This window comes from Variovorax paradoxus B4, from assembly GCF_000463015.1.
Lineage (GTDB): Bacteria > Pseudomonadota > Gammaproteobacteria > Burkholderiales > Burkholderiaceae_C > Variovorax > Variovorax paradoxus_E.
Genome location: NC_022247.1, coordinates 4417044 through 4430939 on the forward strand (window position 1 = coordinate 4417044; position 13896 = coordinate 4430939).

General features: G+C 68.0%; 12 protein-coding genes. 2 read left to right on the forward strand and 10 right to left on the reverse strand.

Annotated elements, in window-relative coordinates:
• Positions 1–34: 34 nt before the first annotated feature.
• Positions 35–1387 carry an iron-containing alcohol dehydrogenase gene (locus VAPA_RS20515; RefSeq protein WP_021008681.1) on the reverse strand — a complete coding sequence of 451 codons (1353 nt, stop codon included), beginning with the start codon at positions 1385–1387 and terminating at the stop codon, positions 35–37.
• A 151-nt stretch (positions 1388–1538) separates the two neighbouring features.
• Between VAPA_RS20515 and VAPA_RS20520 the strand changes: the two genes are divergently transcribed.
• Positions 1539–2501: a sugar-binding transcriptional regulator gene (locus tag VAPA_RS20520; protein WP_021008682.1), complete on the forward strand. Its 963-nt coding sequence runs from the start codon at positions 1539–1541 to the stop codon at positions 2499–2501.
• Between the two features lie 11 nt (positions 2502–2512).
• On the opposite strand, the gene VAPA_RS20525 is transcribed toward VAPA_RS20520, so the two are convergent.
• The 8 genes from VAPA_RS20525 to VAPA_RS20560 all read right to left on the reverse strand — a co-directional run bounded on the left by VAPA_RS20525 (position 2513) and on the right by VAPA_RS20560 (position 11758).
• Positions 2513–3787 carry an MFS transporter gene (locus tag VAPA_RS20525; protein ID WP_021008683.1) on the reverse strand — a complete coding sequence of 425 codons (1275 nt, stop codon included), beginning with the start codon at positions 3785–3787 and terminating at the stop codon, positions 2513–2515.
• A gap of 121 nt (positions 3788–3908) precedes the next feature.
• A complete protein-coding gene (urtE, locus tag VAPA_RS20530; RefSeq protein WP_021008684.1) occupies positions 3909–4601 on the reverse strand; it encodes an urea ABC transporter ATP-binding subunit UrtE in 693 nt (230 codons plus the stop codon).
• Positions 4602–4613: 12 nt separating this feature from the next.
• A complete protein-coding gene (gene urtD, locus VAPA_RS20535) occupies positions 4614–5492 on the reverse strand; it encodes an urea ABC transporter ATP-binding protein UrtD (protein WP_021008685.1) in 879 nt (292 codons plus the stop codon).
• Positions 5493–5547: 55 nt separating this feature from the next.
• Positions 5548–6771: an urea ABC transporter permease subunit UrtC gene (gene urtC / locus VAPA_RS20540; protein WP_021008686.1), complete on the reverse strand. Its 1224-nt coding sequence runs from the start codon at positions 6769–6771 to the stop codon at positions 5548–5550.
• Positions 6768–8315 (reverse strand): urea ABC transporter permease subunit UrtB, encoded by a 1548-nt coding sequence (urtB, locus tag VAPA_RS20545; protein WP_041946178.1) that lies wholly within the window; start codon positions 8313–8315, stop codon positions 6768–6770. The genes urtC and urtB overlap by 4 nt, the downstream gene beginning before the upstream one ends.
• Positions 8316–8421: 106 nt before the next feature.
• Positions 8422–9690 (reverse strand): urea ABC transporter substrate-binding protein, encoded by a 1269-nt coding sequence (gene urtA, locus VAPA_RS20550; RefSeq protein WP_021008688.1) that lies wholly within the window; start codon positions 9688–9690, stop codon positions 8422–8424.
• A gap of 144 nt (positions 9691–9834) precedes the next feature.
• Positions 9835–11307 carry an MFS transporter gene (locus VAPA_RS20555; RefSeq protein ID WP_021008689.1) on the reverse strand — a complete coding sequence of 491 codons (1473 nt, stop codon included), beginning with the start codon at positions 11305–11307 and terminating at the stop codon, positions 9835–9837.
• A 64-nt stretch (positions 11308–11371) separates the two neighbouring features.
• Positions 11372–11758 (reverse strand): snoaL-like domain-containing protein, encoded by a 387-nt coding sequence (locus VAPA_RS20560; protein WP_021008690.1) that lies wholly within the window; start codon positions 11756–11758, stop codon positions 11372–11374.
• 127 nt (positions 11759–11885) lie between these two features.
• On the opposite strand from VAPA_RS20560, the gene VAPA_RS20565 reads away from it, so the two are divergent.
• Entirely contained in the window at positions 11886–12812 is a 927-nt protein-coding gene (locus VAPA_RS20565) for an AraC family transcriptional regulator (RefSeq protein ID WP_021008691.1), read from the forward strand.
• Here the strand turns inward: VAPA_RS20565 and VAPA_RS20570 are convergent.
• On the reverse strand, positions 12809–13876 hold the full coding sequence (locus VAPA_RS20570; protein WP_021008692.1) for an extracellular catalytic domain type 1 short-chain-length polyhydroxyalkanoate depolymerase: 1068 nt from the start codon (positions 13874–13876) through the stop codon (positions 12809–12811). The genes VAPA_RS20565 and VAPA_RS20570 overlap by 4 nt on opposite strands.
• Between the last annotated feature and the right edge of the window lie 20 nt (positions 13877–13896).

The following is a 13896-nucleotide window of genomic DNA, read 5'->3' on the forward strand; positions in this document are numbered from 1 at the left end:
TGGGGTGTGTGTCGATGCCGGTGTGTGCTTGCGTTCAGGCGGCCCAGAAGCCGCCGGGAGCGAACTGCTCGGTGATCGCCCGGTCGAGCCAGCCCAGGTCGTCGAGCAGGTCGAGCAGCGTGTAGCGGCGCCGGATGAGGCGTGCGCGGCGGTGGTCGGCGGCAAACCTGGCGGCGGCGATGCCGAGCTCACCGGGATGGCTCGCGCCGCCGACGGTGGCCAGGCGCTGCTGCATGTCGCGCGCACCGATCAGCTGGCGCTTCAGCTGTGCGCGCAGGGCGGGCCAGGCGCGCACCAGCTGCTCGAGGCGTGCGCGGCGGCTGCCGAGTGCGGCCTTCGCATTCATCTCGTCGCGCGCGGCGGCCCTGAATTCTTCGTTGCCGAAGGCGGCCTCGATCTCGCGCGACAGCGCGGCCTCGTCCTGGCCGTCATGCGCCTGCGACGCGGCAGCCGCGATTACGGCGGCGGGCTGCGCAAGAAGCCATTCGTACATCGCCAGCATGGCCACGCAGCCGACGCCCACGCAGGCGCCATGCGCCGCGGGTTCGCCATCGACCTGCAGGTTCTCCATTTCCCACAGGTGCGAGAACTGGTGGTCGCTGCCGCTCGCCGGACGCGAGTTGCCATGGGCCTGCATGGCGAAGCCGCTGACCAGCAAGCCGGCCAGCAAGCCGGCCAGCGCCTGCGGTTCATGCACCGCCAGGCGCTGCGGCGCGCCGAGCCAATCGCCGAGATGGTCTTGCACCAGGGCATAGGGACGCGGGTTGATGGGCTCCACGCCGAGCGCATCGGCCAGCAGCCAGTCGGCGCCGGCCACGGCCTTGCCGGCCAGATCGCCGTAGCCCCAGGCCGTCATGCGCGCCGGCGCGGCGCGCAGCACGTCGAGGTCGGCCAGCACCGCCACCGGAGGTGGGCATGCGAGCGTGCGCTTGAAGCCGTCTTCGCCCAGCAGCGCGGCGCCGGAGGCCGCGTAGCCATCCATGGAGGCGGCGGTTGCAAGGCACACATAAGGCCTGCCGGCGAGCGAGGCTGCATGCTTGACCAGGTCGCTCACGACGCCCGAGCCCACCGCGAGGGGCGTGGCCGCCTGCGCGGAAAGCTGCTGCGCGATGGCCGCCGAGCGCTGCACGCGCGGCTTCAGGCGAGGCTTCGCAGGAAAGACCAGCGGCGCCGCGCAGGACACGCCCTGCGATTCGAGCAGGGCCTGCGCCGACGCGCCCACCGCATCCCAGGTGTTCTCGTCGGCCACCAGCATCCAGCGCCGGCCTGGCGCGCAGCGCTGCAGCACGCCAGGCAGCGAGCGCACCGCGGCGTGCTCGATGACGACTTCTTTCGTGACCACCGCATCGCGCAGCGCGGCCCTCAGCGGGGATGTCGAATCGCTCATGTCTCCTGCAATCTGGACGCCGTTTTCCGGTCGATGAACAAGTGTATAGTTTGAAAGACATTTGTTTCAACCACGTGACTACCCGTAGTCCGGCGCACTCGTGCCACCATCGCGGCCGCAGAATCGACGACGACAACCACGGAGAATTCGGATGGCTGAGGAAGATCAGGTGGCGGTGCGCGTGGCCTGGCTCTACTACATGGAGGGCCTGACGCAGGACGGCATCGCCACGAAGCTCGGCCTGACGCGGCTGCGCGTGAACCGCCTGCTGGGCGAGGCGCGCGAGAGTGGGCTGGTCAGCATCAAGATCAACTCGCGCCACGAGAGCTGCCTGCGGCTGGAAGAAGAACTGCGCAGCGTCTGCGGCCTGCGCGAGGCAACGATCATTCCGACGCCGGAAAGCCCCGATCTCATCCCCGTGCTGCTGGGACGCACGGCCGGCGAATATCTTTCGAAGCACATCGAGACGAACCGCGTGCGCGGCGTGGGCGTGGGCTGGGGCGCCACCTTGCGCGAGGCCATACGCCACGTCGCATCCGGCCAATGGCCCGAGGTGCACGTGAACTCGATGATGGGCGGCCTGACGCGCGGCCTGGAGATCAACACCTTCGAAACGGCCAGCGCACTGGCCGCGCGCCTGGGCGCGCAATGCAGCTACCTGGCGGCGCCCCTGTATGCGGGCAGCGCCAAATCGCGCGACACCATCGTTTCGCAGGATGTCTTCAAGGAAGCGTTCGGCCAGATCGCGGCCAACGACGTCGCGCTGCTGAGCGTGGGTGACCTGAGCACGCGCTCGCTGCTGGTGCGCTACGGCCTGCCGAAGGACGTGCCGGTGGCCGAGCTGCGGCAGGCCAAGGCGGTGGGCGACATCATCGGCCAGTTCCTCGACCGCCACGGCAAGCCGGTGAAGCATGCGCTGAACCAGCGCGTGGTCGCGCCGTCGCTCGAGGAGCTGGCACGCATTCCAACGGTGATCGTTGCCTCGGGCGGCGAGAACAAGGCGCCGATCATTGCGGCGGTGCTGCGGGCCAGGCTGCTGTCGGTGCTGATCTGCGATGAGCAGACGGCGCGCACGGCGCTGAAGCTCTACCAGGCGCTGGCCGCGCAAGCCTGAAGAAGGCCCGGCTAGCCGGCGGAGCCCTCGCAGGCCACCTTGTCGTTCGGCCGCGCGTCGGCCCGTGCACCCGCCCGTGCACTCGTCAGCGCCCAGGCGAACACACCCACGCCTGCGAGCGCGAGCAGCGCACCGACCCACCCGGTCGAGGTCCAGCCCAGCCCGGCGGCAATGGCCACGCCGCCGAGCCAGGCGCCCAGCGCATTGGCCATGTTGAAGGCCGAGTGATTGAGCGCCGCGGCGAGCGTCTGCGCATCGCCGGCCACGTCCATCAGGCGGATCTGCAGCGCCGGGCCGATGGCCACGGTGGTGCCGATGAGAAACACGTTGATTGCCGCGGTGACCACGTGGTGCGCCGCGAACGAGAACATTGCAAGCACCAGCGCCGCATAGACGAGCAGGCCGCCGATGGTGCGCATGAGCGACTTGTCGGCCAGGCGCGAGCCGACGAGGTTGCCTGTGACCATGCCCAGGCCGAACAGCGCGAGCACGAAAGGCACGCCGCCCAGCGGCAGGCCGGCCACTTCGATGAGCGTGGGCTTGATGTAGCTGAACACCGAGAACATGCCGCCGAAGCCGATGGCGCCGATGCCGAGCGTGAACCACACCTGCTTGCGCCTGAGCGCGCCAAGTTCGCGCCAGGGGCTGGCACCCGCGGGCGGGGCCAGGTCGGGGATGTCGCGGCGCAGCAGCGCCACGGCCACCAGCGCGATGAGGCCGACGAACACGAAGGCGGCGCGCCAGCCGAACAGCTGGCCGAGCCATGCCGCAATCGGCACGCCCACCAGCGTGGCGCCGGTGAGCCCCAGCATCACGAGGCCCACGGCGCGTGCGCGGCGCCCGGGTGGCGCGAGCGTGGCCGCCACGAGCGCGGCAACGCCGAAGTAGGTGCCGTGCGGCAGCCCGGTCGCAAAGCGCAGCAGGTTGAGCGACATGTAGCCCGGCGCCATCGCGCTCGCGAAGTTGCCGGCGGCAAACACGGCCATGAGCGCGATCAGCAGCGCGCGGCGGCGCCAGCCGGCCGCCAGCACCGCGAGCACCGGGGCGCCGATGACCACGCCGAGCGCATAGGCGCTGATGACGTGGCCGGCTTGCGGAATGCTGACGTCGATGTCTTTGGCCACTTCGGGCAAGAGGCCCATGATGACGAACTCACCGGTGCCGATGGCGAAGCCGCCGACGCCGAGCGCGAGCACGGCGCGCAGGAAGTTGACGGGCCGTGCGGAGGGGGAAACAGCGGAAATGTCGGTGTCCGCGCTGTCCAGCGCGGGTGGGGAGGCGTTCAAGGCCAGGCTCCTGGGAGGGTGCCCGGCGGCAGCGGGCAGAAGCCCAATTTTAGGGTAAACCCTGAATTTCTGCCGATACGGCCATGCTGTGGCTGATACCGGCATGCCGGCCGGCCCGTTGTCAGATCGCGACGAGCTGGCGCACGCCCTGCGCTTCCATGTCCTTGCCAAGGCCGCGCGCAATGACCTCGCCGCGCTCCATCACGAGGTAGTCGTCGGCCAGTTCCTGGGCAAAGTCGTAGTACTGCTCGCACAGCACGATGGCCATGTCGCCGCGGTCGGCCAGCATGCGGATGACGCGGCCGATGTCCTTGATGATGCTGGGCTGGATGCCTTCGGTGGGCTCGTCGAGGATCAGGAGCTTGGGCTTGGGCGCCAGGGCGCGGGCGATGGCGAGCTGTTGCTGCTGGCCGCCGGAGAGGTCGCCGCCTCTCCTGTTGATCATCTGCTTGAGCACGGGGAACAGATCGAACAGTTCCGACGGGATGGGCGTGCTGCCGCTCTTGTAGGCCAGGCCCATGCGCAGGTTTTCCTCGACCGTGAGCCTGGCGAAGATCTCGCGGCCCTGGGGGACGAAGCCGATGCCGGCCCTCGCTCTTTCATAGGGCGTGGCCTTGTGGATCGGCTTGCCTTCGAGCTCGATGCTGCCGCTCTTGATGGGAACCAGGCCCATGAGCGACTTGAGCAGCGTGGTCTTGCCTACGCCGTTGCGGCCCAGCAGCACCGTGACCTTGCCGAGCGTGGCCTCGAAGCTCACGTCTCGCAGGATGTGGGAGCCGCCGTAGTACTGGTGGATGTTTTTGACTGTCAGCATGAAATCGATTCCTCAGCGGCCAAGATAGACCTCGATCACGCGCTCGTCGGCCTGCACTTCGTCCAGCGTGCCCTGCGCCAGCACAGACCCGTCGCACAGCACGGTGACGATCTCGGAAATGGTGCGGATGAAGCTCATGTCGTGCTCCACCACCATCAGCGAGTGCTTGCCCTTGAGCGTGAGGAACAGCTCTGCCGTGCGGGCGGTTTCCTCGTCGGTCATGCCGGCCACGGGCTCGTCGAGCAGCAGCAGCTTCGGGTCCTGCATCAGCAGCATGCCGATCTCGAGCCACTGCTTCTGGCCATGGCTCAGGTTGCCGGCCAGGCGCGACACGCTGCCGGCCAGGTGAATGGTCTCCAGCACTTCGGCGAGCCGGTCGCTCTGCGCCGAGTCGAGCCTGAACAGCATCGACGCGCGAACGCCCTTGTTGGTCTTGAGCGCGAGCTCGAGGTTCTCGAACACCGTGAGATGCTCGAACACCGTCGGCTTCTGGAACTTGCGCCCGATGCCCAGCTGCGCGATGTCGGCCTCGCGATGGCGCAGCAGGTCGATGGTGCTGCCGAAGAACACCGTGCCCTCGTCGGGCCGCGTCTTGCCGGTGATGATGTCCATCATCGTCGTCTTGCCCGCGCCGTTCGGGCCGATGATGCAGCGCAGTTCGCCCGGCGCAATGTCGAGCGACAGCTTGTTGATGGCCTTGAAGCCGTCGAAGCTCACGCTCACGTCCTCGAGGTAGAGGATGCGGCCGTGCGTCACGTCCACTTCGCCCGGCGTTGCAATGCGGCCGAAGTCCGCGGAACGGCCGCCAGATTCGGTGCTGCCGCTCACGTAGTGCATGCCCTTGGCGCGGGCGGCGCGCTCGGCGCCGGCTTCCATCAGGTCGGGCGTCATTCAGAAACCTCCGCGCTTCGCGCTGCGGTATTCGCCTTGGGAGCGGCCCGGCGGCTCATGCGCGCGCTCCCTTCACTTCGGCCACCAGCGGCGCGTGCAGCGCCTCCGGCTCCACGCCTTGCGCGGCGGCCATGGCGCGCTGTGCTTCTTCGCGGCCGGCGCTCACGCCGGCCGGCGCCTTCTCCCTCGACAGCCACTTGCGCACCAGGCCCACGATGCCGTTCGGCAGGAACAACGTGACAGCAATGAACAAGGCACCCAGGAAGTACAGCCAGTACTCGGGGTACGCCACCGTCAGCCAGCTCTTCGCGCCGTTGACGATGAAGGCGCCGATGATCGGGCCGATGAGCGTGGCGCGTCCGCCCACCGCGGCCCAGATCGCGATCTCGATGGAGTTGGCCGCGCTCATCTCGCCCGGGTTGATGATGCCGACCTGCGGCACATACAGCGCACCGGCCACGCCGCACATGATGGCCGAGATGACCCAGATCGTGAGCTTGTAGGGCAGCGGGTTGTAGCCCGAGAACATCACGCGCGTTTCGGCGTCGCGGATGGCCTGCAGCACGCGGCCGAACTTGCTTGCGATGAGCCACCTGGCAAACAGGAAGAAGCCCAGCAGCGTGAGGCCCGTGAGCGCGAAAAGCGTCATGCGCATTTCCTGCGTGGCGATCGGAATGCCCAGGATGCGCTTGAAGTCGGTGAAGCCGTTGTTGCCGCCGAAGCCGGTCTCGTTGCGGAAGAACAGCAGCATCGCGGCGAAGGTCATGGCCTGCGTGATGATCGAGAAGTACACGCCCTTGATGCGCGAGCGGAACGCGAAGAAGCCGAACACGAAGGCAATCAGGCCCGGCACCGCGACGATCAGCACCAGCGTGGCGATGAAGCTGTCGCTGAAGGTCCAGTGCCAGGGCAGCGTCTTCCAGTCGAGGAACACCATGAAGTCCGGCAGGTCGCTCTTGTAGTTGCCGTCGCGGCCGATCTGGCGCATCAGGTACATGCCCATCATGTAGCCGCCGAGCGCAAAGAACAGGCCGTGGCCCAGCGAGAGGATGCCGGTGTAGCCCCAGATCAGGTCCATGGCCAGCGCGCAGATCGCGTAGCACATGATCTTGCCGACCAGCGCCACTGCGTAGTCGCTCATGTGCAGCGGGCTGCCGGCCGGCACCACCATGTTGAGCACCGGCGCCACGGCGCAAACGACGATCAACGTGATGAAGAAGGCTGTCCAGCCCTTGCCGCTCAAGAGCGGACCTTTGGTTGGCAACACAACCTTGCTCATGCTTCTGCGCTCCGGCCCTTCATCGCGAAGATGCCTTGAGGTCTCTTTTGAATGAAGATGATGATGAAAACGAGCACCGCGATCTTCGCGAGCACCGCGCCCGCCCAGCCTTCGATGAACTTGTTGAGAATGCCCAGGCCCATGGCCGCATACACCGTGCCCGCGAGCTGGCCCACGCCGCCCATCACGACCACCATGAAGCTGTCGACGATGTAGCTCTGTCCCAGGTCGGGCCCGACGTTGCCGATCTGGCTCAGCGCACAGCCCGCGAGGCCGGCAATGCCGGAGCCGAGCGCGAAGGCGTAGGTGTCGATGCGCGCGGTGTTCACGCCCATGCAGGATGCGATCGGGCGGTTCTGCGTGACGCCGCGCACGAAGAGGCCCAGGCGCGTGCGGCCGATGAGCCAGCCCATCGCAAGCAGCACCAGCACGGCAAAGATGATGATGCAGATGCGGTTCCACGGCAGCGTGACGTTGCTCAGCATGGTGAAGCCGCCGCTCATCCAGCCGGGGTTTTCCACGCCGACGTTCTGCGCGCCGAACAGCGAACGCACGAGCTGCTGCAGCATCAGGCTGATGCCCCAGGTGGCGAGCAGCGTCTCGAGCGGCCGGCCGTAAAGGAAGCGGATCACGCCGCGCTCGAGCACCGCGCCCACCAGCGCGGAACTCAGGAACGCCACCGGAATCGCCGCAACCAGGTACCAGCCGAAGGCCGCCTCGGGCATGTAGCGCTGGAAGATGCCCTGCATCACGTAGGTGGCGTAGGCGCCGATCATCATCAGCTCGCCGTGCGCCATGTTGATGACGCCCATCAGCCCGTAGGTGATGGCCAGGCCCAGCGCGGCGAGCAGCAGCACCGAGCCCAGGCTGATGCCGCTGAACACCGCGTTGATGCGGTCGCCCCACACCAGCGAACCATCGATGCTGGCAATGGAAGCGACGATGGCAGCCTTGACGTCCGCCTCGGTCTCGTCGGCAAGGCGCTGGTTGAGCAGCAGCTTGGTGTCGGGGCTGCTGTTGGCGCCGAGTTCCTTGGCCGCGGCAAGGCGCCTGGCCTTGTCGGCGCTGGTGAGCATGCTGGCGGCGCGCACCAGCTGGAGCTGCGCCTTGATGCCGGGGTTGGTCTCGGCGGCCAGCGCCTTCTCGACCATTGGAACGCGCGATTCGTCGGGCTCCTTGAAGAGCGCCTGCGCGGCTTCGGCGCGCACCGCGTCGTCCTTGCTCGTGAGCTTGAGCGCGGCCTGCGCGGCGTCGAGCGCGCCGCGCATGAGGTTGTTGTTGACTACGTCCTCGGCCGTGTCGGGCACCTTCAGCTCGGCGCCGGTCACCGGGTCGTAGCCCTTGTCGTCCTTCATCACGAAGACCTTGTCTTCGGTGTACTTGACCGCGTCCTCGGACATGGCCTGGATGAAGGCGGCGGTCTTGTCGTCGGCCGTGAGCACGGCCTTGTTGAGCGCGGTGATGCGCGCTTCGGATTCGCCGGAGGCGATGGCGCGGGCTTCGTCGGCGGTCAGCGCGTGGACGGCCGATGCCATGAGCAGCATGGCGGCGAGTGCACAGTGAAGGGGTCGTCGAAGCATCGTGAGTTTCGTGTTGCCCCCTCTCCCCGGGGGGAGAGGGAGCAAGAGAAGGGGCTTGGCGATGAGCCAGTTACAGCGACTTGCCGGCCGGCTGATCCGGCTTCTTGTCGTTGCCTTCGATGTACGGGCTCCACGGCTTGGCCTTGACCGGGCCCGGCGTCTTCCACACCACGCTGAACTGGCCGTCGGCCTTGATCTCGCCGATGAACACGCTCTTGTGCAGGTGATGGTTCTTCTCGTCCATCTTCGACACGATGCCCGAGGGGGCCGTGAAGGTCTGGCCGGCCATCGCCGCGATCACCTTGTCGGTGTCGGTGCTCTTGGCCTTCTCCACGGCCTGCTTCCACATGTGGATGCCGATCCAGGTGGCTTCCATCGGGTCGTTGGTGAGCGGCTTGTCCTTGTGGCCGGCGATGTTCTTGGCCTTGGCGTAGTCGCTCCACTGCTTGATGAACGCCGTGTTGGTCGGGTTCTTGATCGACATGAAGTAGTTCCATGCAGCGAGGTGGCCCACCAGCGGCTTGGTGTCCACGCCGCGCAGTTCTTCCTCGCCGACCGAGAAGGCCACCACCGGCACGTCCTTGGCCTTGAGGCCGGCGTTGCCGAGTTCCTTGTAGAACGGCACGTTCGAGTCGCCGTTGATGGTCGAAACAACTGCCGTCTTGCCGCCGGCCGAGAACTTCTTGATGTCGGCGACGATGGTCTGGTAGTCGCTGTGACCGAAGGGGGTGTACTTCTCGTCGATGTCGGTGTCCTTCACGCCCTTGCTCTTGAGGTAGGCGCGCAGGATCTTGTTGGTGGTGCGGGGGTAGACGTAGTCGGTGCCCAGCAGCACCCAGCGCTTGGCGCCGCCGCCTTCCTTGCTCATCAGGTAGTCGACCGCCGGAATGGCCTGCTGGTTGGGCGCCGCGCCGGTGTAGAACACGTTCTTGGAGAGTTCTTCGCCTTCGTACTGAACAGGGTAGAACAGCAGGCCGTTCATTTCCTCGACCACCGGCAGCACCGACTTGCGCGACACCGAGGTCCAGCAGCCGAAGATCACCGAGACCTTGTCCTGGCCAAGCAGCTGCTTGGTTTTTTCAGCGAACAGCGGCCAGTTGGAAGCCGGGTCGACCACCACGGGCTCGAGCTGCTTGCCCAGCACGCCGCCCTTCTTGTTGATGTCGTCGATGGCCATCAGCACGGTGTCTTTCAACACGGTTTCCGAGATGGCCATCGTGCCCGACAGCGAGTGCAGCACGCCGACCTTGATGGTGTCGGCGGCAAAGGCAGGCGCAGCGGAAATGCTGGCCAGGGCGACGGCGGCGGTGAGCGCCTTGAGTGTGAAACGACGTTGCATGTGGACTCCTGCTCCGGGGTGGTTGAAACCTGGTCGCCGGTACGGGCCGGACGATGGAGGGGAGTCTGCGGATTCGCCCGCCCGCGAGAAATACGCCGGGTGGCGTACACGGAGGTACTCAGGGCGGTGATGGCTGCGGCGCCTTCATTCCTTTGCCGGCTGCAGCCGGCTGCCCCGCCGCTGCAGCACCGCCACCAGCAAGGCCGACGCCATCAGGTAGACCAGCGCCACGCCAAACGCGGCGCCATGGCCGCCCGTGCCGGCCGCGCTGCCCAGCCGCCCGTAGAACAGGATGCCGATCAGCGCCACGCCCAGCGCATTGCTCGCCTGCTGCACCATCGACAGCACGCCGGAGGCCACGCCCGCATGCTGCGGCGGCAGGCCGGCCAGCACGGTGGACACCAGCGGTGCCATCACCATGCCGAGGCCGGCGCCTTGCACCAGCAGGAGAGGCACCATCCACGCCACCACATGCGAATGGCCCGGCCATCCCGCCACGTTGACGAACTGCAGCGCATGCCCCGCCGCCAGCACGAGGGCGCCGAGCGCGATGGGCGGCTTGCCGCCGAAGCGGCGTGCGAGGTGCGCGCCAGCCATCGACGTCGCGAAGAAGCCGATCGCCAAGGCGGTGAAAACGATGCCCGAGCTGAGCGGATCCAGCGCCAAGCCTTGCTGCAGGTAGAGTGCGAGCACGAAATAGAACGAGGCATTGCCGACGTAGAAGGCCAGCGTCGTGAGAAGCCCGGTCACGAAGCGGCCATTCGCCAGCAAGGCCGGCGCCACCAGCGGCGCACCGCCGCGTGCAGCGAGGCGGCGCTGCTGCATTGCGAAGACAGCCAGCAGCGGCAACGCAGCCGCCAGACACAGCCAGCTCCACAGCGGCCAGCCTTGCTGGCGCCCTTCGACCAGCGGCAGCACCACGGCCACCGAACCCGCAGCCACCAGCAGCATGCCGACAGGGTCGAGCCGGCTCCCGGCGCCGCTGCCGCCGTTCGCCAGCGGCGGAATCACGCGCGGTGCGAGCACCAGTGCCAGCAGGCCGATCGGCAGGTTGATCAGAAAGCAGCTGCGCCAGCCGAGACCGGCCAGGTCGGCGTGGATCAACAGCCCGCCCACCAGTTGCCCGAGCGTCGCGCCCAGGCCCAGCGTGAGCCCGTAGGCTGCAAATGCGCGCGCACGGTTTTCGCCCGTGTAGGCCAGGCCGATCATCGCCAGCACCTGCGGCTGCAGCAGCGCCCCGGCCAGGCCTTGCAGCACGCGGGCCGCCACCAGCAGTTCAGCGTTGGGCGCTAGGCCGCACGCGGCGGACGCCAGCGTGAACAGCAGCAGGCCCAACATGAACATGCGGCGGCGGCCGAACAGGTCGCCGAGCCGTCCGCCGGTGATCAGCCCCGCGGCCGTGGCCAGGCCGTAGCCGGCCACCACCATCTGCAAGGTGCCCGCGGAGGCGTGCAGCTCGCGCTGCATCGAAGGCAGCGCCACGTTGACGATGAAGAAGTCCAGCACCACCAGGAAGGTGCCGCTGAGCATGACCCAGAGGCCGAGGGTGCCGGCGCCGCGGCTTGCGGCGGAGGAAAGCGATGCTGCCGGGGCAGCGATGTTCGATGACTGCGACATGATGACTTCGAGTGTTGGATTGGAGCGGCGCCGGGGCAATGACCTCAGAGGTCATCGCCGGGCCTCAGGCAGCGGGCGTCGGCAGGATGAACTGGTAGTCCACTGCGATGCGGCCGTCTTCGGCGAGCAGGAGAAACTCCAGGCCGAGCGCGGCAACGGGCCCACCGGCGGCCGGAACCATGTGCCAATGGAACATCACCGTACCGTGCAGGAACTGCGCGTCGCCGGCGGCCACAAAGCGAAAGCCACCGCCCTGCACGTTCTTTTCATGCGAACCGATGACGCGCTGCTCCAGCGCCTCGTAGCCCTTGACCTGCAGGGTGCGCACGTAGTGCTCGCCTTCGGGCACCCACAGCTGGGCGATGGCGGCGCGGCGCGATGCGGCATCCGTCTCGTTCCAGGCGGCGACGTAGCGATCGGCGAGTTCGGCAAGAGGGATGCGGGCAGTCATGATTCGGAGTCCTTGCCGGGTTGGCGAAGCGGAAGAGCGAGACCGCAGTTTCCGGCGCCAAGAGTGGACAGCGAATGCCTGAAAAGCCGAAAATCTTGTCCATTCGTCCATTGCCACAGGAGTTCCCTTGGACCCGCTCGATGACGTGTTCGCCGCCATGCGCGTACGCAGCGCGCTCTATGCGCGGCTCGAGGCGCGCACGCCCTGGGGCGTGAGCCTGGCTGGCGGAGAGAGCGCCCGCTTCGGCCTGGTGGTGCGCGGCAGCTGCCTGCTCGAAGCACCTGGCGTGGCGCAGCCCGTGGCCCTGGCCGCGGGCGACTGCTATGTGCTCGCGCACGGCACACCCTACGTGCTGCGCGACCATCCGAACACGCCCACGGTCAGTTGCGCCTCGGTGGTGCGCGACCGCATCGGCGGCGTGGTCGAGCTGGGCGGCACCGGCACCGCGGCCTCGGTGATCTGCGGCTGGTTCCATTTCGACCAGCGCGCGGCCCGGCCGCTGCTCGACCTGCTGCCCGTGCTGCTGCACGTGAAGATGGAGCAGGCGCGCGCCATCGCGCTGCAAGGCACCCTGCAATTGCTTGCGATGGAAACGGGTGAGCCCGGCCTGGGCTCGGGCCTGCTCGTGAGCCGGCTGGCCGACATCGTGTTCGTGCAGGCGGTGCGCGCGCATGCCGCGGCGCAAGGCCAGTCGCAGACGGGCTGGCTCGGCGCGCTGGCCGACGCGCGCATCGGCCCGGCGCTGCGCGCCATGCACAAGGACATGGCGCGCAACTGGACGGTGGAGACGCTGGCATCGGCCGCCAGCCTGTCGCGCTCGGCATTTGCGCAGCGCTTTCGCGAGAAGGTGGGCCAGGCGCCGCTCGAATACCTGACGCACTGGCGCATGTTCAAGGCCGGCAACATGCTCGGCCAAGGCCATGCCGCGGTCAGCACGATTGCAGGCGCGGTGGGCTATGAATCGGAAGCCGCGTTCAGCAAGGCCTTCAAGCGCCGGATGGGCATGGCCCCCGGCGCATGGCGTGCGGCAGCGCGGGACGGCGTTGCCGCCTAGGCGCTCGCTGGAAGGCCCGCCTTGGTCCTGGCCGCGAGCTTGAACCGCGCCGCCGCAAAGGCCCAGACCATGCGCGTGGCATCGGGCCCGCCCGGGTCGCTGAAAAGCATCGCGGCAGCGCCGCCGCTCCATGCATGCCCGAGTCCCGCGATCTCGCACAGCATGACCAGCGTGCGCCCCTTGCGCCGGAACTCGGTCAGCCGCATGGCGTGCCGCTTGCCGCGCTGAAGCGTGCGCGTGAGCCCCGGCTTGGCGCCCACGGCCGTGGCCCACACGGCTGCGCTGTTGACGGCATTGCTCGGCGCCACCACGGCGTCGGCGTCGCCGTGGATCACCAGCATCGGCGGCAGGGTCGCGAACACGGCGGCCGCGCCCATGGCCTTGCCGACGGCGGTGGTCGGCATGGGCGGCGTGTGCTGTCCGCGCATCGCGCCCAAGGCAGTGGCCGAAGATTTCGCGGCGCCCGGCGCGACGCCCGAATGCATGACCACGGCGCGAAAGCGCAGCGGGTAGCGCGTGGCCAGCAGCGCCGCCATGCTGGCCCCCGCCGACAGGCCGGCCAGCGCCACCCGCTCGCGGTCCACCGGATAGAGCATGCAGGCCTGGTCGATGGCCGCCATCAACGTGGCAGCCTCGGCGTCGGCCTTGCCCGAGCGCCGCTCATACCAGTTCCAGCAGCCTTGGGGATGGGCCAGCCTGTCCTGCTCCAGGTAGAGCACCAGGAAGCGCTGGCGCACGGCCAGCGCGTTCATGCGCGTGCTGGCTGCAAAGTCGCGCCCGGTCTGGCCGCAGCCGTGCAGCATGACCATGAGCGGCAGCTTCTCGCCGGGCTGCAGTTGCAGGCCGGCCGGACGGAACAGGTGATAGCCGCGCGCGCCGCCGGGCCCCAGCGCCATGCCGCCGAGCCAGTCGCCCTTGCCCGGCGGCGGCTTGAGCCGCTTGGCAGTTGCGCGCTGCACCTGGCCCGTCACGCGCTTGCTGTTGCCGAGCGTGATCTTCGTGAGTGCCTTCAGATTGCGCTCATACGCGCGGGCGAACAGGGAAGCAGTGGAACGACGGGCCATGGTCGCAGTGTGAGGGCAAA